Source organism: Streptomyces sp. NPDC057280 (genome assembly GCF_042668605.1).
Classification (GTDB): Bacteria; Actinomycetota; Actinomycetes; order Streptomycetales; family Streptomycetaceae; genus Streptomyces.
This window is the reverse complement of record NZ_JBHUYR010000020.1, coordinates 1-22,125: the sequence shown is the minus strand read 5'-3', so window position 1 is coordinate 22,125 and position 22,125 is coordinate 1. Positions and strand designations below refer to the sequence as shown.

The 22,125-nt window shown below is 71.3% G+C and carries 24 protein-coding genes; 12 read left to right on the top strand and 12 right to left on the bottom strand.

Annotated elements, in window-relative coordinates:
- Positions 1 to 112: 112 nt before the first annotated feature.
- From ACFUO4_RS45320 to ACFUO4_RS45310, 3 genes are read left to right on the top strand one after another with little or no spacing between them, the layout of a single operon-like run.
- Entirely contained in the window at positions 113 to 1,669 is a 1,557-nt protein-coding gene (locus ACFUO4_RS45320; protein WP_383497086.1) for a glycoside hydrolase family 32 protein, read from the top strand.
- A 20-nt stretch (positions 1,670 to 1,689) separates the two neighbouring features.
- The gene (locus ACFUO4_RS45315; protein WP_383497083.1) at positions 1,690 to 2,286 is read left to right on the top strand and encodes a hypothetical protein; all 597 of its coding nucleotides are present in this window, start codon (positions 1,690 to 1,692) and stop codon (positions 2,284 to 2,286) included.
- Positions 2,287 to 2,306: 20 nt separating this feature from the next.
- A complete protein-coding gene (locus ACFUO4_RS45310; protein ID WP_383497081.1) occupies positions 2,307 to 3,284 on the top strand; it encodes a TauD/TfdA dioxygenase family protein in 978 nt (325 codons plus the stop codon).
- A gap of 9 nt (positions 3,285 to 3,293) precedes the next feature.
- Here ACFUO4_RS45310 and ACFUO4_RS45305 read toward each other — a convergent pair whose 3' ends face one another.
- From ACFUO4_RS45305 to ACFUO4_RS45290, 4 genes are all read right to left on the bottom strand, one after another.
- Positions 3,294 to 4,322: an LLM class flavin-dependent oxidoreductase gene (locus tag ACFUO4_RS45305; RefSeq protein ID WP_383497078.1), complete on the bottom strand. Its 1,029-nt coding sequence runs from the start codon at positions 4,320 to 4,322 to the stop codon at positions 3,294 to 3,296.
- Positions 4,323 to 4,393: 71 nt separating this feature from the next.
- Positions 4,394 to 5,896 (bottom strand): metallophosphoesterase family protein, encoded by a 1,503-nt coding sequence (locus tag ACFUO4_RS45300; RefSeq protein ID WP_383497075.1) that lies wholly within the window; start codon positions 5,894 to 5,896, stop codon positions 4,394 to 4,396.
- Positions 5,897 to 6,000: 104 nt separating this feature from the next.
- Positions 6,001 to 6,894: an MHYT domain-containing protein gene (locus ACFUO4_RS45295; protein ID WP_383497072.1), complete on the bottom strand. Its 894-nt coding sequence runs from the start codon at positions 6,892 to 6,894 to the stop codon at positions 6,001 to 6,003.
- Between the two features lie 181 nt (positions 6,895 to 7,075).
- The gene (locus ACFUO4_RS45290; RefSeq protein ID WP_383497069.1) at positions 7,076 to 7,528 is read right to left on the bottom strand and encodes a hypothetical protein; all 453 of its coding nucleotides are present in this window, start codon (positions 7,526 to 7,528) and stop codon (positions 7,076 to 7,078) included.
- Between the two features lie 92 nt (positions 7,529 to 7,620).
- Between ACFUO4_RS45290 and ACFUO4_RS45285 the strand changes: the two genes are divergently transcribed.
- On the top strand, positions 7,621 to 8,445 hold the full coding sequence (locus ACFUO4_RS45285) for an SDR family oxidoreductase (RefSeq protein ID WP_383497066.1): 825 nt from the start codon (positions 7,621 to 7,623) through the stop codon (positions 8,443 to 8,445).
- Positions 8,446 to 8,592: 147 nt separating this feature from the next.
- Here the strand turns inward: ACFUO4_RS45285 and ACFUO4_RS45280 are convergent, their stop codons facing one another.
- From ACFUO4_RS45280 to ACFUO4_RS45255, 6 genes are all read right to left on the bottom strand, one after another.
- Complete coding sequence (locus tag ACFUO4_RS45280; RefSeq protein WP_383497063.1) at positions 8,593 to 9,018, bottom strand: VOC family protein; 426 nt, start codon at positions 9,016 to 9,018, stop codon at positions 8,593 to 8,595.
- Between the two features lie 35 nt (positions 9,019 to 9,053).
- Entirely contained in the window at positions 9,054 to 10,451 is a 1,398-nt protein-coding gene (locus ACFUO4_RS45275; RefSeq protein WP_383497060.1) for a caspase domain-containing protein, read from the bottom strand.
- Between the two features lie 13 nt (positions 10,452 to 10,464).
- Positions 10,465 to 10,803, bottom strand: a complete 339-nt coding sequence (locus tag ACFUO4_RS45270) for a hypothetical protein (RefSeq protein ID WP_383497057.1) — start codon at positions 10,801 to 10,803, stop codon at positions 10,465 to 10,467.
- Between the two features lie 104 nt (positions 10,804 to 10,907).
- Positions 10,908 to 12,107 (bottom strand): glycoside hydrolase family 64 protein, encoded by a 1,200-nt coding sequence (locus tag ACFUO4_RS45265; RefSeq protein WP_383497054.1) that lies wholly within the window; start codon positions 12,105 to 12,107, stop codon positions 10,908 to 10,910.
- Positions 12,108 to 12,282: 175 nt separating this feature from the next.
- On the bottom strand, positions 12,283 to 13,038 hold the full coding sequence (locus ACFUO4_RS45260; protein ID WP_383497051.1) for a dienelactone hydrolase family protein: 756 nt from the start codon (positions 13,036 to 13,038) through the stop codon (positions 12,283 to 12,285).
- 164 nt (positions 13,039 to 13,202) lie between these two features.
- Positions 13,203 to 13,823 (bottom strand): L-threonylcarbamoyladenylate synthase, encoded by a 621-nt coding sequence (locus ACFUO4_RS45255; protein ID WP_194079075.1) that lies wholly within the window; start codon positions 13,821 to 13,823, stop codon positions 13,203 to 13,205.
- A 197-nt stretch (positions 13,824 to 14,020) separates the two neighbouring features.
- On the opposite strand from ACFUO4_RS45255, the gene ACFUO4_RS45250 reads away from it, so the two are divergent.
- From ACFUO4_RS45250 to ACFUO4_RS45220, 7 genes are all read left to right on the top strand, one after another.
- Positions 14,021 to 15,505 carry a helix-turn-helix domain-containing protein gene (locus ACFUO4_RS45250; protein ID WP_383497046.1) on the top strand — a complete coding sequence of 495 codons (1,485 nt, stop codon included), beginning with the start codon at positions 14,021 to 14,023 and terminating at the stop codon, positions 15,503 to 15,505.
- A gap of 330 nt (positions 15,506 to 15,835) precedes the next feature.
- The gene (locus ACFUO4_RS45245) at positions 15,836 to 17,185 is read left to right on the top strand and encodes a transaminase (protein ID WP_383497043.1); all 1,350 of its coding nucleotides are present in this window, start codon (positions 15,836 to 15,838) and stop codon (positions 17,183 to 17,185) included.
- A gap of 4 nt (positions 17,186 to 17,189) precedes the next feature.
- Positions 17,190 to 17,630 carry an Lrp/AsnC family transcriptional regulator gene (locus ACFUO4_RS45240; RefSeq protein ID WP_383497041.1) on the top strand — a complete coding sequence of 147 codons (441 nt, stop codon included), beginning with the start codon at positions 17,190 to 17,192 and terminating at the stop codon, positions 17,628 to 17,630.
- A gap of 83 nt (positions 17,631 to 17,713) precedes the next feature.
- Positions 17,714 to 17,950, top strand: coding sequence for a hypothetical protein (locus tag ACFUO4_RS45235; protein WP_383497038.1), 237 nt, complete (start codon positions 17,714 to 17,716; stop codon positions 17,948 to 17,950).
- Between the two features lie 156 nt (positions 17,951 to 18,106).
- Entirely contained in the window at positions 18,107 to 18,886 is a 780-nt protein-coding gene (locus tag ACFUO4_RS45230) for an alpha/beta fold hydrolase (protein WP_383497035.1), read from the top strand.
- A gap of 99 nt (positions 18,887 to 18,985) precedes the next feature.
- On the top strand, positions 18,986 to 19,339 hold the full coding sequence (locus ACFUO4_RS45225) for an ArsR/SmtB family transcription factor (RefSeq protein ID WP_383497176.1): 354 nt from the start codon (positions 18,986 to 18,988) through the stop codon (positions 19,337 to 19,339).
- Complete coding sequence (locus ACFUO4_RS45220) at positions 19,332 to 19,964, top strand: SRPBCC family protein (protein WP_383497032.1); 633 nt, start codon at positions 19,332 to 19,334, stop codon at positions 19,962 to 19,964. The genes ACFUO4_RS45225 and ACFUO4_RS45220 overlap by 8 nt, the downstream gene beginning before the upstream one ends.
- Before the next feature lie 11 nt (positions 19,965 to 19,975).
- On the opposite strand, the gene ACFUO4_RS45215 is transcribed toward ACFUO4_RS45220, so the two are convergent.
- Entirely contained in the window at positions 19,976 to 20,527 is a 552-nt protein-coding gene (locus ACFUO4_RS45215; RefSeq protein WP_383497029.1) for a hypothetical protein, read from the bottom strand.
- Positions 20,528 to 20,626: 99 nt separating this feature from the next.
- Positions 20,627 to 21,304, bottom strand: coding sequence for a lipoprotein (locus ACFUO4_RS45210; protein WP_383497026.1), 678 nt, complete (start codon positions 21,302 to 21,304; stop codon positions 20,627 to 20,629).
- Between the two features lie 108 nt (positions 21,305 to 21,412).
- On the opposite strand from ACFUO4_RS45210, the gene ACFUO4_RS45205 reads away from it, so the two are divergent.
- Entirely contained in the window at positions 21,413 to 22,087 is a 675-nt protein-coding gene (locus tag ACFUO4_RS45205) for a DNA polymerase beta superfamily protein (protein WP_383497023.1), read from the top strand.
- Positions 22,088 to 22,125: the final 38 nt, after the last annotated feature.

Below are 22,125 nucleotides of genomic sequence, written 5' to 3'. Positions count from 1 at the left end.
GCCCCAGATGATGGGAACCGCGCCACGCCCCTGTCAAGAGGTGTGACGACTCCACCTTTAACGAGTTAGAAACCTTGACCTTTAACGTGTTAGGCCGCACAGTCCTGTGGCCATGAGACTTTCCAGCCTTTCCAGAAGAGCGCTCTTCGCGGGATCGGCGGCCGGTGCGGCGGGTGCGCTGCTGCCGGCGTCACCGGCCGCGGCGAAGCCCAAGTCGGCCGGGACGTGCGCCAGTTATCGCGCCGCCTACCACTTCACGGTCCCTGACCAGTGGAAGAACGACCCCCAGCGGCCGGTGTGGATCGACGGCGAGTACCACTACTACTACCTCTACAACCCGGACTACCTCACCGCCGGCACCGAGGCGGGCACCGCCTGGCGGCTGGCCACCAGCAGGGACCTGGTCTCCTTCACCGACCGGGGGATCGCCGTCCCGAAGGACACCACCGTCAACGGTGACGTGTGGTCGGGCTCGGCGGTCGTCGACACCGAGAACACCGCGGGCTTCGGCGCGGGCGCGGTGGTCGTCCTGGTCACGATGTCGCCCGGCGGGGGCACCGACCACCAGGAGCAGTTCCTGTACTACTCCACCGACGGCGGCCGCACGTTCCGCAACCACGGCACCGCCCCGGTGCTCCCCAACCCCGGCGTACGCGACTTCCGCGACCCCAAGGTGATCCGCGACGAGGAACGCGGCCGCTGGGTGATGGCCCTCGCCGAGAACACCAAGGTCGGCTTCTACCACTCGGCGGACCTCAAGTCCTGGACGTACGCGGGCGGGTTCGTCAAGGACGGCATCGGCGTCCTGGAGTGCCCGGACCTGTTCCGCATCACGGCCTCGGACGGCACCGTGAAGTGGGTGCTGGGCGTGAGCGCCAACGGCAAGGGGGCCGGGCTGCCCAACACGTACGCCTACTGGACCGGGTCCTTCGACGGCACCGCCTTCACCCCCGACGCGAGCGACCCGCAGTGGCTCGACCACGGCTGGGACTGGTACGGGGCGGTCACCTTCGAGAAGCGGGCCGTGAACGGCACCCTCGACCAGCACGCCCGCTACGCGATCGGCTGGCTGAACAACTGGGACTACGCCAACACGACCCCCACCATCGACTGCGACGGCTTCAACGGGACGGACTCGATCGTCCGCGAGATCACCCTGAAGCGGGCCTCGAACGGCACCTACTACCTGGCCTCACGCCCGGTCGCCGCCCTGGACGACCACGTCTCGCGCACGATCGACCTCGGCGACCTCTCGGTGTCCGGCACCCGCCTCCTCGACTACCGGGGCATCTCCTACGAGGTGACCACCGAGGTGACCTGGGAGTCCCTGACCGGCGCCGGCTTCCAGCTGCGCCGCTCCGCCGACGGGGGCCGGCACATCGACGCGGGCGTCTACGGCGACTACGCGTTCCTCAACCGCCGCAACACCGTCAACCCCGACACCTCCGGGAGGTGGCAGGAGAGCCACAGCCCCTTCGACCGCTCCGCCCGCACGGCCCGGCTGCGCATCCTGGTCGACCGGACGTCCGTCGAGATGTTCGTGGATGACGGGCGGTACGTGCACTCGTCGGAGGCGTTCCCGTATCTGGTCGACACCGGGCTCGCGCTGTTCACGATCGACGGGACGGCGGTGTTCCGGAACACCGTGATCCGGGAGTTCGCCGTGTGAGCTCCTCTAAGGTCGGTGCGATGCGTGTACTGCTGATCGGGGGAACCTCCCACACCGGCAAGTCGACCGTGGCCCGGGCCGCCGCCGAGCGGCTCGGGTTCACGTACCGCCCTACGGATCTGCTGGCCCGGCATCCGGGCCGGCCCTGGCGGACGCCGGACCGGGAGGTGCCCCCGCATGTCGCCGAGCACTACGGCACCCTCGGCGTCGACGAGCTGATCGATTCGGTGCTCGACCACTACGCCCGGCTGTGGCCGCGCATCGAGGAGCTCATCACCACGCACGCCGAGGGCGAGGGGCCGGGCCTGGTACTCGAAGGCTCCGCGCTCTGGCCCAGCCGGGTCGCCGCGCTCGGCGCCCCGCACACCGAGGCCGTCTGGTTCACCGCGGACGACGAGGTCCTGGCCGAGCGGATGCACGCGTCGGCGCGGTACGCGGAGGCAGGTGCCGAGGAGCAGCACCTCGTGGACCGGTTCCTCGCCCGCGCACGGCGCTTCCAGCAGCTGATGGTCGAGTCCGTCGACGCGGCCGGGCTGTGCCGCGTCGACACGACCGGGCGATCCGTGTCCGACCTGGTCGAGGAGATCCTCGGCAGGCACAGTCGCCAGGGCCGGTGATCGCTGACACGATCTTCGGCATGACGACGAATGCGGACAGGGACGCGACGGCGGCGGAGGGTGTGTCAGGGGTCGAGGTGCAACCGGTCGCCGGACACATCGGCGCCGAGATCAGGGGCGTCGACCTGGCCGGAGAGCTCGACGACACCGTGGTCGCCGCGATCCGTGCGGCCGTACTGCGGTGGAAGGTGGTGTTCTTCCGGGACCAGAAGCTGGACCACGCGGCGCATGTGGCGTTCGCCCGCCGGTTCGGCGAACCGGTCGTGCTGCGCAAGCGGGGCAGCGCCTCGCCGCCGGACTTCCCCGAGGTCGAGACGACCGCCGATCGGCTGGAGCTGGGCGGCAAGTTCGGCATGGAGCACGACGAGTGGCTGCAACGCCGCCGGCACACCCTGCTGCGCGGCTGGCACTGCGACCACGGCGCCCGTGTCGACCCGCCGGCCGCGACGATCCTGCGCGCCGAGACCGTCCCGCCCTACGGCGGCGACACCACCTGGTCCAACCTGGCCGCCGCCTACGCCGGACTCTCCGCGCCCGTGCGGGAGTTCGTGGACGGACTGCGCGCCGAGCACCGGCTCGGCGTCGGCTACCAGCCCCGCCCCGGCGACGACGCCTACGTCCGCCATCTCCTGGACCACCAGGTCGCCACACTGCATCCGCTGGTCCGCGTCCATCCGGAGACGGGGGAGCGGATCCTGTACGTCAACGGCTACTACGTCGAGCAGCTCGCCGACGTCTCCAGGGCGGAGAGCCGGGCCCTGCTGGACATGCTGCTGGAGCAGGCGGTACGGCCCGAGTACACGGTCCGCTTCCGCTGGGAGCCCGGCAGCGTGGCGTTCTGGGACAACCGGGCCACCATCCATCTGGCGCCGAGCGACAACGCCCACCTCGGCTTTCCCCGGACCATGCACCGGGTGATGCTGGCCGGGGACGTGCCGGTGGGCGTGGACGGAAGGCCTTCGGAGGCGGTCGTGGGGACCGAGGTGGGGCGGTGGTGAGAGCCTGTGTCAGCCGGCCGGCTGCCAGCCGAGCGCGGGGCCCAGGTGGGTCGCCATGTCGGTGAGGATCTGGACGTAGTCCTCGTGCTCGAAGGTGAACGGCAGCGCGAACGCGACCTCGTCGATCTCCCGGAACGCGGCGTGCGCGTGCAGCCGCTCGGCGATCTCCTGCGAGGTGCCGACGATGTCCGGTGCGAACATCAGCCGGGCCGGGCCCTGCGGTGACGTGGTGCGGGGGGTGCGCTTGGCGGCGTACTCCTCGTACTTCGCGCGCTGTGCGGGTGAGGCCGAGTCGGTCGGGATGACGACGAGCCCCTGGGAGACGCGGGCGGCGTCGCCGTCGGGGTGGGCGGCCCGGAAGGCGCGGATGTGGGAGAGCTGGATCTCGGCGAAGTCTGTCGTCTCCTCGGGGTGTTCGGCCTTGACGACGCTGCTGGTGAGGAAGTTCATGCCGTGCTCACCGGCCCAGCGCGCCGAGCCGAGGCTGCCGCCGCCGTACCAGAGACGGCTGCCGAGGCCGGGGGACTGCGGCTGCACCCGGTCGGAGAACACCTCGAAGCCCTCGACGCCGCTGAAGTCGGTCGCGGACTTGCCGCGCACGAAGTCCAGCAGTCGCCGGACGCGTTCGTAGGAGAAGTCCTCCGCGTCGGCCGTGTCCGGGTAGAGGGCCTCCTTGACCTGGTCGTAGTGCATCGGCGGGCCCACGCTCACGCCCGGGTTGACCCGGCCCCCGGACAGCAGGTCCACCGTCGCCAGGTCCTCGGCCAGCCGCAGCGGGTTCTCCCAGCCGAGAGGGATGACCGCCGTGCCCAGCTCGATGCGGCGGGTGCGCTGCGAGGCGGCGGCCAGGACGGCGACCGGGGACGAGATGCCGTACTGGAGGTGCCGGTGGCGCAGCCAGGCGCTGTCGAACCCGAGCCGCTCGCCCAGCTCGATGATCTCCAGCGTGGACTCGTGGCCGCGGCGAGGGTCGGCCTCGTCGAACAGTCCGATGGTGAGGAAGCCCAGCTTGCGCAGGGGACGAGAGGTGGGTGGCACGGGCCCCTCCACGGGTCATGGATCAACGTCGTACGACTGTGCCAACTCGGGCCCGCCCCGTGGTGTTCCCGTCAGGTCAGGGCGATGGTGACCTCGTCCTCGACCGGCGGGTCGAGCTCCTGGGCGAGGTTCCCGGTCGCGGCGTGGCAGCGCAGCGTGACGGAGTCCGGGGTGACGTCCAGGCGCAGGAAGCACTTGAAGAACGGCGGGCTGTAGGTGGCCGAGCTCGGCGAGAACAGCTGGGTGTAGATCTTGCGCACGGGAAGCCGGAACCGCTTCGCCTTGTCGGGGCGGCGGCCGGTGCCCAGCAGCCCGGCGACCAGCCGGGTGCGGCGGGTGATGCGGGCCTCCGGTCCCGGGGTGCGCCCCGGCCGGATCTGCAATCGCTCCCCGACGACGGCCGCCGCCTCGGCGGCTGTGAGGGTGAAGAAGCGGCGCAGCCGCAGCCGGCGGCCGTAGAGCCTGCTGTAGAAGGCCAGGGAGTCGCCGCGCAGGGGATAGCAGCGGAAGGTGTCCTCGGTGACGCCCGCGATGTCGACCCGGGGGATGGTGTGGGTGGCGTGCATGAAGGCACCGCCGCCGCCCGAGACGACGTACTGGATGGTGCGGCCGTCCACGTCGACCGGGTAGCGCTGGTAGTTGTGGATGTCGCCGCCTATCGCCGCGACGTAGTGGTGCGCGGGGTCGCGGACGAGGTCGTCGACCGTGCCGCCGCCGTCGATGGGGCAGGGGTGGTGCTCGCCGTCCACGTACAGGGGTGAGCCGGTGACCAGGATCTTCGGGCGCGGTCCCTGGGACACCTCGCGTAGCCAGGCGCCCTGTTCGGCGTCGAGGGTGCCGAGCAGTCCGGTGTCGATGCCTATGATCCGCACCGGGCCGGCGTCGATCGCCCAGTACGGGCCCGGCTGGACGGCCTGTTGGGCCGGGGCGGACCGCAACTTCCGCACCTCGTCCAGGCGTTGGCCGTCGTGGCGGCGCGGGCGGTGCCAGAGCAGGGAGCGCAGCCAGGCGCGGGTCAGGGGGCGCGGGGCGGGTTCGGGGGCGAGCGGCGGGGCGTCGTCGCAGAAGACGCGCATGAACCCGCCGAGGTCCTCGTACCAGTCGTGGTTGCCGGGTATCGCGTAGATGGGCGCCCGGTAGTCCTGGTACGGGCGGAAGAACTTGGTGCCGTAGTCGTCGGCGCTGCCGACCGGGTAGATCACGTCGCTGGCGAGGACGGTGAACCTGCTGTCCTGACCGACCTTCAAGAAGCCCGGCACGACGGAGTATTGGGGCGCGTCTCCCTCGCCGGTGTCGCCGATGACCATGAAGGAGAAGCGGTCCGGGTCGTCACGCCGGATCACCTTGTCCGCGGGGGCGCCGGCCGCGGCGCGCTGGGCGACCCAGCGGCTGCGGGTGCGGCCCGTCGGGTCGCCGAACCAGGAGGCCAGGACGCCGTTGCGGGCCGCCCACAGCATCCTGGGGTCCAGCCACGAGATCTTCTCGACCCGGGTCGGCATCAGGCGCGTGTAGGCGCCGCGTTCGGCGGCACCCCAGCCGGCGCCCGCGGCGGTATCGCGTGAGGAGTCAGACACCGGTGCACCGTAACAACCATCCTGGGGAGGCCGGTCGGCGGGGACTCACGCCGGTGAACGGGCGCGGCGCGGTGGGCTGTTGGAGCCGGCTGTCGGAGCCGCAGTCACCACTCGCCGGCGCGCTGCGGGGTGTCGTACGGGTGCGGGCGGGCCCTTGAGGGGACGGCGGGGGCCTCGAAGAGGGAGCTGTGCGTCGGCGCGGGCGCTTCCTCGGCGGGTGGCACGACGGGCTTCTGGCGAGCGGTCGGGCGGCTCCAGTCCCCGTCACCCAGCACCAGCAGCGGGTCGAACATCACGACCACACCGGCCAGGACGAGGAAGATGACCGGCCCCACCAGCATCGGCAGCAGCAGCGAGGACGCCGAGGCGCCGGCCCAGGAACCGCCCGTCGTGCCGTGCACATGGACGCTGACGGCGGCCATCGCCGTGTAGTGCATGCCCGAGACGGCCACGCCCATGACGAGACTGGCGCCGAGGCTGGTCAGGAAACCACGGATGGTGACGGCCGCCCAGAGGGCCGCGGTGGCGGCGACGACCGCGATCACGACGGAGAGGACGACGGTGAACGCGTCATAGTCGATGGCGCCGTTGAGGCGCATGGCGTACATGCCCAGGTAGTGCATGGCCGCGACGCCGAGCCCGGTGACGATGCCCGCGAAGGCCAGATTGGCGGTGCCGGCGCCGCGATAGCCGACGATGAACACGCCGACGCCGACCACGACGATCGCCACGGCCAGACTGAGGAGGGTGAGGCCCGTGTCGTAGCGGATCCGGGTCTCCTCGACCTGGAAGCCGATCATCGCGATGAAGTGCATCGTCCAGATGCCGCACCCGATCGAGGCGGCACCGAGCGCCAGCCAACCGGGCTTCCACGACTCGGTGTTGAGCAGCGACCGCACGATGCAGCGCAGCCCCAGGGCCCCGCCCAGACACGCCATCACATACGCCGCGACCGGCGTCACCGCGCCGTAGCGGAATCCGTCGACGGTGCCTTCCATACGCCAACTCCCCCCAGAGCCACCGCTAGTGCTGGGGCAAGGTCTACGCCGTAAGGACCGCGTAAAGCAAGCATTACCGGAAGTAACCATCGGACTCTGGACCACCACGTGTTCACTTCGGTCACGCGGGAGCGAAATTGAGCCATGAACGACTTTCGCCGGAGCGAGGCAGGCCGGGACGTCAGTCGAACCAGACCACCAGCCGCACATGTTCCGCCCCGTGCACTTCGCCGAGGGTCCGCATCACGTCCCACACCGGCGCCCAGTGCGTCGCGGCGCCGGCGACGGCACGGCGGCTTTTCCTGCCCGACCCGTCGGTCTCGTCCCAGTCGGCGGTCCGCAACTCGGCCCAGGTGATCCAGGTCGTTCCCCAGGCTGAGTCCGGCCCGCCCCAGTCGGCGAACCGCTTCCGCAGTTGCCGGGAGGCGTCCTCGGGCAGGCCGCGTCCCTCGGCGAGCGGCCGGAACCCGAAGGAGTTGCGGACGCCGAAGAGGCAGGCCAGGGCGTCGTAGGCATTGCCGGTGTTGAGAAGATCGAGGTCGATCGCGGCCTGCCACACCGCGTCCTCGTCCTCCACGCCCCAGATGCGGGCCAGGGGTCTGCACTCGATCACGCCGCTGAACTCCGTGGTCATGACGGCATTCTGCAGTGCGGCTGCCGACCGGTCGCCCCTGTTTTCCGGCTCGTTGGGACGCGGGGTGGGGCGCAGCCCTAACCTGGCCGATCATGAGGATCCTGATCGTCGGCGGCAGTGGCTTCCTGGGGCGCGAGGTGGCCCGGCAGGCGACGGCTGCCGGCCATGCCGTGACGGCGACCTTCGCCAGCCGCGCGGGGAGCCTGCCCGGGGTGCGGTGGCAGCCACTGGATCTGCGGCGGGCCGGCGAGAGCGAGGCGGTGGTCGAGGAGGTGCGGCCGGATGTCGTCGTCAACGCGGCTTATCGCAAAGGGGACTGGGGCGCGACGGCCGACGGTCCGGTCCGGTTGGCGGTGGCGGCCGGAGCGTGCTCCCGGCTGGTGCACGTCTCCAGTGACGCCGTGTTCTCCGGCTCCGACGTCCGCTACGACGAGTCCGCCACGCCGGATCCGGTCACGCCGTACGGTGCCGCGAAGGCCGCCGCGGAGACGGCGATCCGGCTGCTCGCCCCCGGCGCGGTCATCGCCCGCACCTCACTCATCCTCGGCGACGGAGGCTCGCCGCACGAGGACTTCGTCCACGAGCTGGCCGGGGCACGGCGCGACGGTGTGCTGTTCACCGATGTCATCCGTTGCCCGGTCCATGTCGCCGACCTCGCGGCCGCGCTGCTGGAGCTGGCCGCCACCGATCACACGGGCGTGTGCCACCTGGGCGGCCCCGACGCGGTGAGCCGCCACGAGCTCGGCGTCCTGATCGCCGCCCGGGACGGACTGGACGCGGCGCGGTTGCCCGCCGGACGACGCGCAGACGTGCACACCCCGGGCGCGCTGGACGTCCGCCTGGACAGCGGACGCACGCAGCGCACCCTGCGGACGAGACTGCGCGGGGCCCGTGAATTCCTGCGGCGCGGAGAGTGAGGCGGACCCGTGCCCGGCGGGGTGCCGCGCGGAGGGTGAGGCGGACCCGTGCCCGACGGGGTGCCGCGCGGAGGGTGAGGCGGACCCGTGCCCGACGGGGTGCGGCGCGGAGCGTGAGGCGGACCCGACCCGGACGGGGTGCCGCGCTCACACCACCGGTTGCCCGATGCCCAGCAGATTGCCCTCGCTGTCCCGGAACCACGCGGCGCGTTCCCCTCGGGCACCCTTGCTCGGGTAGTTCCCGTCGATGTCGGCGATCCCGTCCTTCGTCCGCAGACCCGGCACGTCGACCTCCTCGAACGTCACACCCCGCTCCCGGAGTTGTGCGACGACGGTGTCGAGGTCGTCGACCTCCCAGCCCATCTGGGTGAACGTGCCGGGCGCGGCCCCCGTCGAACCGAAGACGGCGAACTCCGTCCCGCCGCATCGGTACAGCAGACCCCCCGGCCGCTCGTCGACCGGCTCCAGGCCGAGCACCTCGGAGTAGAACCGCCGCGCCCGGTCCAAATCCTGCGCCGGCAACCGGGTGGCCACGCGGCCCCGGGCCAGAATGTTGCTGTCGTCTGCGTTCATGTATCCACTGTGCACCTGTCTGATCTCCGCGGTGGTTACGAGGTTCCGCATGATGCGACGACCTCCTGTTCCGCCTCGGTCAGCGTGACCTTGGTGCCCCCGGCGGCCTCGTTTTGCGCGTTCTTCTTGCACGCGGAGGCCTGGACGGCGAGTTCTCTGACTTTTGCCTGGGCCTCCGAGCGGCTGTCGACGGCGATCGTGTTCTGGACGAGCTTCTGTTGGTACGGAGGCAGGTACTTCAGCTCGATCTCCGGATGATCCGTGTCGATCCTTCCCTTGCCTATACCAGCGACGGTGTCGTTGATGCCCTGGTACAACGCCACGTGATCGCCGGCATTGCCCACGTAGTACTGGGTCTGCGTCCACTGGTAGATGCCGAACAGCCCGCCGCCCAACGCCGTCAGACACACCCCGGTCAGGGCCGCGATCAGTTTCCTGCGGCGCGTCCAGTGCCGGCCTCGTGGCCACCGGAACTGCCACCTCCCGCCCGGTGGAGGCGACGGCATGGTCGGCGGAGGGCCAAAAGCGGGAGCGGACGGGGCGGGCGCCACCTGAGGCATCGCGACGATGCTCATCGCCGCGGTGTCGCGGCCCGGCCAAGGCGAGGGGATCTGGTGCGGGGGCGGAGCGGTGCCGGGACGGGGCAGGAAGAAGAAGTCGTGCGTGGGAATATCGGAGACGATGCGCAACAGTTGGGGGTCGCCCTTCTTGCCGTAGGCGCGGTGCAGTTCTGTGACGCGGTCCTGCACGGCGTCGCGGAACTCGGCGAGAGCGAGCGGCCGCCCGTGCGGGTGGGCGGCCACCACGTCGGAGATCGACCGCGAGAAGATGCTGAAGGATTCCCCCGGGCGCGTGCCATGGTCGTGGCCATCCCGCACCTGTTCGTGCGGGCGGACGAACAGTGACAGCTGGGCCGGGGAGCAGCCGTACAGGTAGGCCACCTTCCGGCGCAGCGCCGCGCTGATCTGCTGGCGCCCCCACTCCCTGACGCCGGCCACGCTCATGGAGTCCTGTTCGATGCCCTCACGACAGGCGTCGATGAGGAACACGACATGATCGGCCGGGGTCTCGTCGAGGTGCCGCCGCCAGTCGATGGGTACGCACCCCGACTCGAAGGGGTGCACGTCCTCGTCGATGTCCTCCGGCACCAGGAAGTCCTGGCCGCGGGCGTGCACTCCGTGACCGCTCAGCAGGATGAACGCGGTGTCGCCAGGCCGCACCCGGCGCAAGAAGCCGATGACCCGCGCGTTGATGTAGTTCGCGGAGATCTGTTTGCCGCCGGGGCGCCGGGCGAGCACCTGGACGTCGGCGAACCCGTGTCCGGTGAGTACCGCGCCGAGCCGGGTGAGATCGCCGGGGATGAAGGGCAGCGGCTGGACGCCACGCATCTCGTAGTCGCTGGCGCCGATGAGCAGCGCGCGATGGTGCCCCATGACCGGAGCCCGGTCACTGCCGGAACACGAGGACGATGCCGCGACTGCTCTGCACCTGCGCGCTGCCCACGAACTGCACTCCGCCGGCCGCCGTCACCTGGACGGACAGCTGGGCCTCGCGCAGGGGAAGCGGCCCGCCCCGTGCCGCGACCTCGGCGAAGAGGCCCTGAAGGGCGTCGACGGCGTCGGCGAGGTTCTTGCGCAGCACACCCAACGGTACGCCGCGCAGCACCGCCTCCTGACGGTTGCCGAAGAGCCCCATCGAGTCCTCGCCGTCAGGGTCGGACTCCTCGTCGTACGAAACCCAGAAGGGCAGTGTCGGCTCGCCGGGTACGGCGCCGGACACGTCCATTGGTGACCCCCATCCCCCGATGTGACAGGGAAACTTTAGTGCAAATCAGCCGAGTTGGTGCCCGGTCGGGCAGGTTGGAGGAGGGGGGTCGACGGCCGGGGCGCTCAGCTCAACGGGTCCAGGGTCAGATACGCCTGGAGCGGGTTGCCGTCGTGGACCAGGGACTCGTGCTGGCCGACGTCGTCGAAGGCGAACGCGTACGCCTTGCCGTCCGCCATCCGGTCGTGGATGACGCGGGCGTAGTGGTTGGTCACCGGGTCCTGGTAGAAGGCCGCGGACGAGGTGTCCGGCTGGTTGGGGTTGGTCAGCAGGGTCGAGCGGTTGAAGCCCGCGCACAGGGTGCGCGAGATCGGGCCGCGGACGGCGTCGTTCGGGGCGTCGAGGAGCTTGTGGCAGCCGAAGACGCTGCTGGCGTCCGGCTTCTGGAAGCTGGTGACGACCGCGCCGGAGGCGTTGGTGAAGTTCATGACGCCGCCGGAGACCCGGCCGTAGTACTTCGTGTTCGGCTGGTCGGCGAACGGGGTCACGGTGAGGGTCGACGTAGCGTACTTCTGCCAGACGCGGTTGATGTAGTCGTCGAGGACGGAGGCCGGCAAGGCTCCGGTCTCCAGGCCGTACGTGGGGGAGAGGGCGCGCAGCACCGTGCCGTCGGCGCGGGTCTGGACCAGGCCTCCCCAGCCGCCCGACTGGGCGCGCAGAGCGCTGAAGACGGCGTTGTAGCCACCGGACTTGAGGCGCCCGGTGCTGACCGTGCTGCCGTCGGCGCGCTGGACGCCGACCGCGTAGGGCGCGGAGAACATGTCGACCTGGGTGCTGTTGAGCCACAGCCCCGAGTCGTTGAGCGTGTACTCCGACCAGTTGAAGAGGATGTTGCGGTTCGGGTCGCTCGGGTTCTGCACCGCCGGCTGCACGAGGCCGCCGGTGGTGAGGCGGAAGTCGAGCTTCTGGCCGTACGAGAAGTAGATGCGGCCCGAGAACTTGGGGATGCGGATCGTCTTCGACTGTCCCGCCGCCGGGCCGGCTATCGAGGCGTCCGGCGCGGGGGTGGGCGGGTTGCCGCCGGCGGGCCAGGCGTGGAACGTTCCGTTCGCGTCCGCCCAGCCCTGTTGGCCGGTGGCCAGGTTGGTGCCGAGGTTGTAGACGTAGACCGCGTCGCCGCGGCCGGAGTTGTTCGTCACCTTGAGCGGGATCGTGGCGGGTACGGCGCCGCTCGCGGTGGACGGGGAGCCGAGCGTGAGCAGCGTGCCGAGCAGAGCGGCCGACCCTGCTGCGGCGAGGAGTCGGTGCCTGAGTCGTCCGAGCACTCTCCACCTCCGTGGGGGATAGGGGGAGGGACGGGATTGGTCCGTACCTGTTCTGAGAGCGCTCTCAGCGTTGCGCTGCGACGCGGGCATGTCAATGAAGTCGACGGAATACGCATCGTCGATGCGTCGGGGCGGCGCCCGCCTGTGGCGTGGGCGCCGCCCCTCGGGTGTTCCCTCAGAACGTCCGCTTCAGCAGGTCCAGCAGCGCCGCCCAGTGCCGCTCGGCAGCCTCGCGGTGGTACGCCGACGTGTCGGCCTGCGTGTAACCGTGGTGCGCGCCGGGATAGACCTCGCTGCGGTGCCGGACGCCCGCCGCGGTCAGGGTCTCTTCCAGGAGCCGGATCTGCTCCGGGGGCATCGAGGCGTCCTCGTCGGCGTGCCCGAAGTACAGCTCGGCGGTGACGTGATCGGCGACCAGGTGCGGGCTGTCCGGGGCGTCGGTGGCGAGACGGCCGCCGTGGAAACCGGCCGCGGCCGCCACCCGGTCCGGGTAGGTGCCCGCGGTCAGCAGCACGAGCCGGGCGCCCATGCAGTAGCCGGTCAGCGCCACCGGGCCGTCGGCCACGAACGGGCTCTCGGCCAGCCAGGCCAGGTACGAGCCGGCGTCCCGCATCGCGAGCTCGGGGGTGAGGGACTGCATGACCGGGCCGATCGCGTTCCACAGGTCGGGCCGGGCGTCGGTGTCGATGAACTCGGGCAGGTCGAAGACGGGGGAACGGCCGTGCCGGTAGAAGACGTTGGGCACCAGGACCGTGTACCCCTCGCCGGCCAGCCGGTCGGCCATCGACCTCAGGTGCGGGCGCAGTCCGAAGGCGTCCTGGTAGAGCAGGACGCCCGGGTGGGGAAGCCCGTCGTCGGGGCGGGCCAGATAGGCGTCGGCGACGCCGTCCGCGGTGGGGACGTCCACGGCGGTTCCCTGTACGGAGGTCATGGGGGTGCCTCTCTGTGCATGTGGCGGCGAGCAGCTCGCCGGCCCGGCGGGGTCGGGCCGTGAATATCGTTTCACGCACCATGCAAGTGGCGTGCTAGGCCCCCTCGCCCGGTGCCCGGTGCCCGGTGCCCCTCGCCCCGGGCCCTCCTCGCCCCGGCCTCTCCTCACTCGAACCGTGAGGTGTCACCCGCTCCCCGCCGTACGATCTCCGCCTCGCCGTCGGAGAAGTCGATGACGGTCGTCGGCTCGGTGCCGCACTCGCCCGAGTCGACCACCGCGTCCAGCACATGGTCGAGGCGGTCCTTGATCTCCCAGCCCTGCGTCATCGGCTCGTCCTCGTCCGGCAGGAGCAGGGTGCTGGACAGCAGCGGCTCGCCGAGCTCGGCCAGCAGTGCCTGGGTGACCACGTGGTCGGGGATGCGGACGCCGACCGTCTTCTTCTTCGGATGCTGCAGCATGCGCGGCACCTCCCGGGTCGCCGGCAGGATGAAGGTGTAACTGCCCGGCGTCGAGGCCTTGATGGCCCGGAACACGTCGTTGTCCACCCGTACGAACTGGCCCAGCTGTGCGAAGTCCTGGCACACGAGGGTGAAGTGGTGCCGGTCGTCCAGCCGGCGGATCGTGCGGATCCGCTCGATGCCGTCCCGGCTGCCCAGCTTGCAGCCGAGCGCGTAGCAGGAGTCCGTCGGATACGCGATGAGTGCCCCGGCCCGGATGCTGTCCGCGACCTGGGAGACGGTGCGCGGCTGCGGGTTGTCGGGGTGCACGTCGAAGTACTTCGCCATCCGCCGAGCTTATGCCGTGTGCGGGGTGCCCGCCGCGCAGGAGAACGGGGACGGCACCGCCGCCGGGTTCGGTCCCTCGCAGCGGCGTTCGGCCCCTCGTACCGCCCTGTCGGGCGGGAAGACCCTCGCCCGGGTGTGAGGTACGGTCCCGTGACCGGCAGGGCGAGGCCGACGCGAGCGACGAGGAGAAGGGCGACGTGGCGGGCAGTGAGAACGGCGTGCGCGGGGCGCACTCCGAGGTGCCGTGGGCGCGGGAACTGCTGGAGCACCTGCGGCCGGCCGGGCGGGACGTCCGGCGGGTCGTGGACTGGCTCGCGGACGGCGTGCGGGGGGCGGCCGTGCTCCAGGACGACACCGGGAACCTCCTCGCCGGCACCCCGATGCCGCTCGACGAGGCCCTGGTCACCGACGTCGTCACGGGCCGGATCGCCTCCGCCGCCTGGGAGGGCGAGGGGCGTCACCAGCGCCTGGTCAGGGTGGGACAGCCCCGCTCGGCCGCGGCGGGTGTGCTTGCGGTCTCCCGTGACGTCCCCTTCGACCGGCGGGCCGCCGACATGGTGACGCACACCGCCCAGGTCGTCGAACTCCTGCTCAGGGCCCGTGAGTCCACCGCGGCGGGACACCGGCTGCGACGGGCCACGGCCGATCTGCGGCTGGCGATCCTTCAGCTGCTGATGGTCGAGGACATCGTCTCGGCCCGCCGGGTGGCCGCCGGGCTCTGGCCGGGACTGCTCGACACCGACTCGGCCAGCGTCTACGTCGTCGAGAGCGCCGCCGGGGAACGCGACCGGCTGCTGGACGAGTGCCTGCACGTCACCGCCGAGCGGGCCCTCGTCGTGAGCTGCCCGGCGATGGACCAGCACGTCATCGTCGTCACCCCCGGCGAGGTCGCCGCCCGTGAACTGCGGGCCGTGATCGACCGGCGCCCCGGCACCTTCCTGGGCGGCAGCACCCGGCAGAGCCTCGCCCGCACCGCCACCGCCTACGGACAGGCCGTCAGCGCCCTCGCGGTGGCCCACTTCCGGCCGGACCACGCGGCGGTCTACGCCGAGCGCACCCACCCCGAACGCCTGATGGACCCCGCTCTCTTGCAGGCCTGGGCGGCCCACCTGCTGCGCCCCCTGGACGCGCTGGCGCACCACACCCGGGCCGAACTCCTCGCCACCACACGGCTCGGCCTGGAGTTCACCGCGGTGAACGCGGCCAAGGTCCTCGGCGTCAGCCGCAACACCGTGCGCGCCCGGATGGAGCGGGTCGAGGGCCTGCTCGGTGTGTCCTTCTCCGACCTCGCCGCCCGGGCCGTCGTCCACCTGGCACTGAACACCCAGGTGGGCCGGGAGCCGGCGCCCGCAGTCCCCGCGGCGGAACGGGCGGCGCCCGCCGGGCTCGGGGAGGTGCTGTCCGGGCCCGCGCTGCGCACCTGGGCGCACGATCTCGTCGGACGCCTCGCCCCGGACGCCCGTGACCTGCGCCGCACCCTGCGCACCTGGATCGCCGCCGGCGGGAACTCCGAACGGACCGCACAGGCCCTCGGCGTGCACGCCCAGACCGTGCGCGACCATGTGCGCAGCGCGGAACCCGTGCTGCAACGTCAGCTTCTCGCGGGCGGCAGCGACCTGTACGAGGTGGTCCTCGCCCATCTGGCGACCGGCGACGTCCCACCGCCTCGGCTCCCCGGGTGACCGAGCGTCAATCTTCGTGAGAAAGCGCGCTATTCGGACTCACCTGTGCACAAGTGAGTGCCCTGGGTGGCCCATCTGGCATGAACGCGATTCACAACCGCGCCGTCATTCACGTAAGTTCATCGAGCCGCAGGGGCACGACCGGAACGGGGGACCGGTCGCGCCCCTGTAGTCGTTTCAGGTCGGGAAAGCGCCCGAAGGGCGCGGGCGGCATCGTCGGCGATCGAATCGATCGTGACGACAATCGAATCAGCTCTCATCTCTTGAGATCCGTACGTTTTCAGCCGTACGCTGCCGTCGATCAGTCGGCACTCACCGCCCGGGGTAACCATGGACCGCACCCGCCTTCAGCATCTCCTGGCTCGTGAGAGGGCCGAGGCCGAGCGGCGCTGTCCGCGGTCCCGGGAGGCCTACGCGCGCGCCGGGCACCTCTTCGGGCGCGTTCCGATGACCTGGATGAACAAGACGGCCGGCCCCTTCCCGCGCTACCTGGACAGCGCCCGGGGCGCCCGGGTCACCGACATCGACGGCCATGAGTACGTCGACTTCTGCCTCGGCGACACCGGCGCCATGGCCGGACACTCGCCCGCCCCGGTGGCCGAAGCCGTCCAGCGGCGGTTCGCCGAACTCGGCGGGGCGACCGCGATGCTGCCCACCGAGGACGCCGAATGGGTCGGCGCCGAGCTGACCCGCCGCTTCGGGCTGGCCCGCTGGAGCTTCTCGCTCACCGCGACGGACGCCAACCGGTGGGCGATCCGGCTGGCCCGGGCCGTCACCGGCCGCCCGAAGATCCTGGTGAACAGCTACAGCTACCACGGCAGCGTCGACGAGTCCCTCATCGTCGTCGGACCCGACGGCGAGGGCACGGCCCGCCCCGGCAACGTGGGCGCACCCTGCGACGTCACCCTCACCAGCCGGGTCGCCGAGTTCAACGACCTGGAGCAGCTGGAGCGCGAACTCGCCCACGGCGACGTGGCCGCCGTCCTCATGGAGCCCGCCCTCACCAACATCGGCATCGTCCTGCCGGAGCCCGGATACCTGGCGGGCGTCCGGGAGCTGACCCGCCGTCACGGCACGCTGCTCATCAACGACGAGACGCACACCCTCTCCGCCGGACCCGGCGGCTGCACGGCCGCCTGGGACCTGGAGCCCGACCTCCTCACGGTCGGCAAGGCGATCGGCGGCGGCATCCCCGCCGGCGCCTACGGCCTGGCCGCCGAACTCGCCGACCGGCTGCTCGGCCGCGCCGACCTCGACCTCGTCGACATGGGCGGCGTCGGCGGCACCCTGGCCGGGAACGCCCTCTCGGTCGCGGCGATGCGCGCCACCCTCGAACACGTCCTCACCGACGACGCGTTCGCCCACATGACCAAGCTGTCCGAACGCTTCGAGGCGGGCGTCCGCGCTGGCATCGACGCCCACGCCCTGCCCTGGTCGGTGAGCAGGCTCGGCGCCCGCACCGAGTACCGCTTCGCCTCGCCCGCGCCCCGCACCGGCACCGAGTCCGCGGCGGCCGGCGACGAGGAGCTCGAGGACTTCCTCCATCTCCACCTCGCCAACCGGGGCATCCTCCTGACGCCCTTCCACAACATGGCGCTGATGTGCCCCGACACCACCGAGCGTGACGTCGACACCCACACCGAGGTCTTCGCCGCCGCCCTCACCGAGCTGGCGGACTGACGGCATGGACGAGATCGACCGGGCCATCCTGCGCGAACTGCAGACCGACGGCCGTATCGCCTACGCCGACCTCGGCCCGAGGGTCGGCCTCTCGGCGTCCGCAGCCCGCCAGCGCCTGCAGCGCCTGCTGGACTCCAAGGCCGTCCAGGTCGTCGGGGTCACCGACCCGATGGCCATGGGCGGGCAGGCCATGGCCCTGCTGGGCATCGGCGTGGACGGCGACCCCCGTGCCGTCGCCGACGAACTCGCCGGCCGGGCCGAGGTCGTCTACTCGGTGCTCACCTCCGGTGGCTTCGATCTGTTCGTCGAGGTCGTCACCCCGGGCCCGCGGGACCTGCTGGACTTCGTCAACGACGTCGTTCGCGCCGTCGAAGGGGTCCGCGAGGTCCGTTCCTTCCCCTACTTCGGCATCCACACGCACCGGTTCCTGTGGGACGTCGGCTGACAGACCTGTGCGGAAGCCGATTGAGCCGCGCGGAACGGGTACCCGGCCGGTCCCGGAACGACAAACCGCTGGAGGAGGCCCTCATGACCAGCAGCACGGAGACCGGCGGCGTGACCGGAACGCCGGACAAGGACTACAACCTCATCTGGTACGTCGAGGCATGCCTCAGCAACGCACTGCGCCTGGAGTCGTACATCCAGGACGCCGAACGGGAGAAGGACAGCGAGGTCGCGGACCTCTTCCGCAAGGCCCAGGCGGACAGCCGCAAGGGCGCGGAGATCGGCAAGGGACTCCTGCGTGCGCGGCTGAACGGCGGCTGACCCCGGTTCACGGCGGCGCCCGGCACGGTTCTTCCGGCCGGGCGCCGCAGCGTGGGCGGACCCGGTGGGGACGCAGTGGCCCACGGCACGGTGACGCCGACCCCGTGGGCGGCTACCGTACCGGTCAGTAACCCACGGGACCGCAGGGAGGCCGCCATGCCGCAGCTCGAAGTCGACGGCGCAGCGCTGACGTACGACGACGAGGGCCCCCACGACGGCGAGGGCGTGCCCCTGGTGTTCGTGCACGGCTGGACGGCCGACCGGCACCGCTGGGACCACCAGCTCGCCCACTTCGCGAAGAAGCGCCGGGTGGTACGGCTGGACCTGCGCGGCCACGGCGACAGCAGCGGGGCCGGCGTGCGCACGATCGCGGAGCTGGCCGACGACGTCCTCGCCCTCCTCGACCACCTCGGCGTCGAGCGCTGTGTCCTCGTCGGCCACTCGATGGGGGGCATGATCGCGCAGACCATCACGCTGGCCCACCCCGAGCGGGTCGAGCGCCTGGTGCTGGTGAACTCGATCGGCCGCATGACCTACAGCCGGGGCAGGGGCCTGCTGATGGGCTTCTCGACGCTGGTCCCCTTCAAGCTGTTCGTCGCCGCCAACATCCAGCGCGCCTTCGCCCCCGGCTATCCGCGCGACGAGATCCGCGCCTATGTGAAGGCCTCGGCGAACACCCCGCGCGAGGTCGTCATGACGCTGTACGGCGCCATGCGCGCCTTCGACGTCCTGGACCGGGCCGGCGAGATCAGCGTCCCCACCCTGATGGTCCACGGCTACCACGACATCCAGCTGCCGGTACGGCAGATGCTGCGGATGGCGAAGGCGTATCCGGACGCCGAGGTCCGCATCATCGACGCCGGTCACGAACTCCCGGTCGAGAAACCGGAGGAACTGACCCGGGCGCTGGACCGGTTCGTGAGCGCCCCGGCCTGAATCAGCGGCGGGCCGAAGGGCTCCTCCTGGGGATCACGGGGGAGTCTGCTGGTACTTAAGTTTTGCCTTATATAAGTGGACCGTGGCATAGTCGGCACCGTGCACGCCTTCGACGTACTGGGAGATCCGGTCAGGCGCCGGATATTGGAGCTGCTCGCCACCGGTGAGCGGACGTCGGGTGAGGTCAGCGCGGTGATCCGGAGCGAGTTCGGGATCTCCCAACCGGCCGTCTCACAGCATCTGCGGGTGCTGCGGGAGAGCGGATTCGCGTCCGTGCGGGCCGAGGGAACGCGACGGCTGTATGCCGTCCAGGCCGAGCCCCTCCGGGAGGTGGACGCCTGGCTGGACCGGTTCCGGGGGTTCTGGGAGCAGCGCCTCGACGCGCTGGGGACGGAGCTCGCGCGCGGCAGGCGTGAGCGCAGACTGAGAGAGGAAACGAGCGGAGATGACTGACTTCGTCGAGGAGATCAAGCGGCTGCACCGGGAGGTCGGCACCCGCAAGGTCGACGCGGGCGACGCCCGCACCGTCCTGCTGCGGCGCACCTACGACGCCGACATCGCCGACGTCTGGGACGCGGTCACCTCTCCTGAGCGGATCAGCCGCTGGTTCCTGCCGGTCAGCGGGGACTTCAAGGTCGGCGGCTACTACCAGCTGGAGGGCCAGGCGGGCGGCGAGATCCTCGAGTGCGTGGCGCCGGAGCGGCTGCGGGTGAGCTGGCTGTTCGGGCCCGACCCGGGCTTCAGCGAGGTCGAGGTGCGGCTGACGTCCGAGGGCGACGGGCGGACCGTGTTCGTGCTGGAGCACGTGGCCGTCGTACCGGACGCGTTCTGGGGTCAGTACGGCCCGGGCGCCACCGGAGTCGGCTGGGACCTGATGTCCCTCGGTCTCGGCCTGCATCTCGCGGGCGGCGCCATGACCCAGGAGGAGTCGGTGGCCTGGCAGCTGTCCGACGAGGGCAAGCGGTGCGCGACGATCTCCGGCAACGCCTGGGGCACGGCGTACCGCGCGTCGGGCGCCGACGCCGGGACGGTCGAGTCCACGACCGCGGCGACGATCGCCTTCTACACGGGGGCGTAGGCCTCAGCGGTTCACCTCCAGGTGTGGGCGACGTCCACCACGACCCGGTCGTCGACGCGCTGGACCCGGAACGGCAGCCGGGCGCGGACGCCGAGGCCGAACTGCGTGTCCCCTTCGAAACTGCCGACGAAGCGGGCGTCCCGGAAGGTGCGGTACCCGTCGAGGTCCACGCCGGGGAGCGGGCGGCCGGCGCGGCCGGGATAGGTGGGGGAGCCGGTGTCGATGTCGTACGCGGGTGCCGTCACCCGCACTTCCAGGACCGCTCCGCCCGCCACCGGGATGACGCGGCCCGAACCGTCCTGGCGGACCTGGCTGACGTACCGGACGGAGTAGCCGAGCTCGGCCTTGTCGGCGCCGGGTATGTCGATGACGAGCCGGTCGTAGCAGGTGTGGTGGCCGGTCCTGGCGTTCGTCACCGAGTCCGTGGTGCCGACCGCGCGGCTCTTGTCGAGGCTGCCCCAGCCGGTGGGGCAGCTGGTGGTGGCCTGTGCGGGCCCCGTGGCCACGGCGAGTGCCGCACCCATGAGGGCGACGGTGGCCCATGTCGTTCTGTTGCGTCGCATGATGTCCCCCGGGATTCATGTGCCTGATATCTCATGAGACAACCGGGTTGTTGGAAAGGTTGCACCTTGTCCGGATATTAATTTTCCGCGTTCGGCGGCTCAGACGGTGTGCAGCGTCCTCTCCGCCAGTTCGAACGCCGGGAGCATGTCCCGGTGCTCCTCGGTGTCCGCGCCGCCGAGGTGGACGACGACCGGGCCGTCCGGGGTGACGACGGCGAAGGCGCTCTCCTGCTTCGCCTGGTCCAGCAGCTCGCTGGTGGCGAGGTACTCGACCTCGACACCGGCCAGGCCGCCCGTTTCGAACGTGCTGTACTTCGCCTTCTCCGCCCCCTCCTGGGCGGCGACGAAAGCCTCCAGCACGGCCCGGGCGTCGCCGTCCTCCGCGCCCGGCTCGCCGGTGAAGACCCGGAGGAAGCCGAGGTGCCCGGCGGGCTTGGCGTCGATCTCGCACACCAGCGAGACCGGCCCCTGGCGCAACAGGGACGCCATGTCCGCGTCGACGCCCGCCTTGCCGCTGCCGTCCGCCGTCGAGCCGTCGACGGCGTCCGCCTTCCACTCGGCGGCGAGGCCGAAGCCGACCGGCAGCAGACAGGCGGAGCCGGCCCCGCCGACCGTGCCGGCGCTCTCGGCCTTCCCGGCTTTTCCGGAGGCGCTCACCGAAGGGCTGGCGGACGGCTCGGCGTCCTCCTCCGCGGCCCCGGAGCAGCCCGCCACCACGCCCACCAGCACGGCCGCGCAAGCCGTCCGCCGCCACGCCTTCCCCACCCCGACCAGCACCGCGCCGACTCCCCTCGGATCCCCTGCCCCGAAAAATCTGATGACCGCATCCTCGCAGGTCACCAGAATGAGGCCACACGACCCCGCCCCGAGGAGAGGTGACCGACCATGCCCGTCCCGAACGTCCTGCTGTCCGGCATCGTCGGTTCCACCGCCTACGGCCTCGCCCACGCGGGCTCCGACGTGGACCGCCTCGGCATGTTCGCCGCGCCGACCGAGGCCCTGCACGGCCTGCACCGGCCGAAGGAGTCGCACGTCAGCACCGCCCCGGACAGGACCCTGCACGAGGCCGCGAAGTGGTGCAGGCTCGCCCTCGGCGGCAACCCGACCGCGATGGAACTCGCCTGGCTGCCCCCGGAGTTGTACGAGGTCCGCACCCCGCTCGGCGACGAACTCATCGGCCTGCGCACCGCGTTCCTGAGCGCCAAACGCGTCCGGGACGCCTATCTCGGGTACGCCACCCAGCAGTTCCGCCGTCTGGAGGGCCGCGAGGCCGACGCCCGGACCGCCAAGCACGCCCGTCACCTCAAGCGGCTGTGCCACCAGGGCCTGGAGCTGTACACCACCGGCCGGCTCACCATCCGCCTGGAGAACCCGCAGGAGTACGTCGACTTCGGCGACCGCGTCGCCGCGGACCCGACGGCCGCGCGCCCGCTCCTCGCCCACTACGAGTCGGCGTTCGCCGAGAGCCGCCCCGCCCTGCCCGAACAGCCCGACGAGGCGGCCGTGGAGGCGTGGCTGCGGCGGGTGCGCGCGCACTTCTACGCGACGGCCGGGGTGTAGCGGGAAGCGCGGGCGTGCGTCACCGGGGTGTTCCCGGT

Coding starts and splice junctions, on each gene's coding strand:
- ACFUO4_RS45280 (WP_383497063.1), bottom strand. CDS start 9,018: ATGAACGCAGACGACAGCAACATTCTGGCCCGGGGCCGCGTGGCCACC.
- ACFUO4_RS45240 (WP_383497041.1), top strand. CDS start 17,190: ATGGACGAGATCGACCGGGCCATCCTGCGCGAACTGCAGACCGACGGC.
- ACFUO4_RS45290 (WP_383497069.1), bottom strand. CDS start 7,528: ATGACCACGGAGTTCAGCGGCGTGATCGAGTGCAGACCCCTGGCCCGC.
- ACFUO4_RS45315 (WP_383497083.1), top strand. CDS start 1,690: ATGCGTGTACTGCTGATCGGGGGAACCTCCCACACCGGCAAGTCGACC.
- ACFUO4_RS45220 (WP_383497032.1), top strand. CDS start 19,332: ATGACTGACTTCGTCGAGGAGATCAAGCGGCTGCACCGGGAGGTCGGC.
- ACFUO4_RS45230 (WP_383497035.1), top strand. CDS start 18,107: ATGCCGCAGCTCGAAGTCGACGGCGCAGCGCTGACGTACGACGACGAG.
- ACFUO4_RS45275 (WP_383497060.1), bottom strand. CDS start 10,451: ATGGGGCACCATCGCGCGCTGCTCATCGGCGCCAGCGACTACGAGATG.
- ACFUO4_RS45235 (WP_383497038.1), top strand. CDS start 17,714: ATGACCAGCAGCACGGAGACCGGCGGCGTGACCGGAACGCCGGACAAG.
- ACFUO4_RS45295 (WP_383497072.1), bottom strand. CDS start 6,894: ATGGAAGGCACCGTCGACGGATTCCGCTACGGCGCGGTGACGCCGGTC.
- ACFUO4_RS45270 (WP_383497057.1), bottom strand. CDS start 10,803: ATGGACGTGTCCGGCGCCGTACCCGGCGAGCCGACACTGCCCTTCTGG.
- ACFUO4_RS45260 (WP_383497051.1), bottom strand. CDS start 13,038: ATGACCTCCGTACAGGGAACCGCCGTGGACGTCCCCACCGCGGACGGC.
- ACFUO4_RS45205 (WP_383497023.1), top strand. CDS start 21,413: ATGCCCGTCCCGAACGTCCTGCTGTCCGGCATCGTCGGTTCCACCGCC.
- ACFUO4_RS45310 (WP_383497081.1), top strand. CDS start 2,307: ATGACGACGAATGCGGACAGGGACGCGACGGCGGCGGAGGGTGTGTCA.
- ACFUO4_RS45285 (WP_383497066.1), top strand. CDS start 7,621: ATGAGGATCCTGATCGTCGGCGGCAGTGGCTTCCTGGGGCGCGAGGTG.
- ACFUO4_RS45215 (WP_383497029.1), bottom strand. CDS start 20,527: ATGCGACGCAACAGAACGACATGGGCCACCGTCGCCCTCATGGGTGCG.
- ACFUO4_RS45255 (WP_194079075.1), bottom strand. CDS start 13,823: ATGGCGAAGTACTTCGACGTGCACCCCGACAACCCGCAGCCGCGCACC.
- ACFUO4_RS45320 (WP_383497086.1), top strand. CDS start 113: ATGAGACTTTCCAGCCTTTCCAGAAGAGCGCTCTTCGCGGGATCGGCG.
- ACFUO4_RS45245 (WP_383497043.1), top strand. CDS start 15,836: ATGGACCGCACCCGCCTTCAGCATCTCCTGGCTCGTGAGAGGGCCGAG.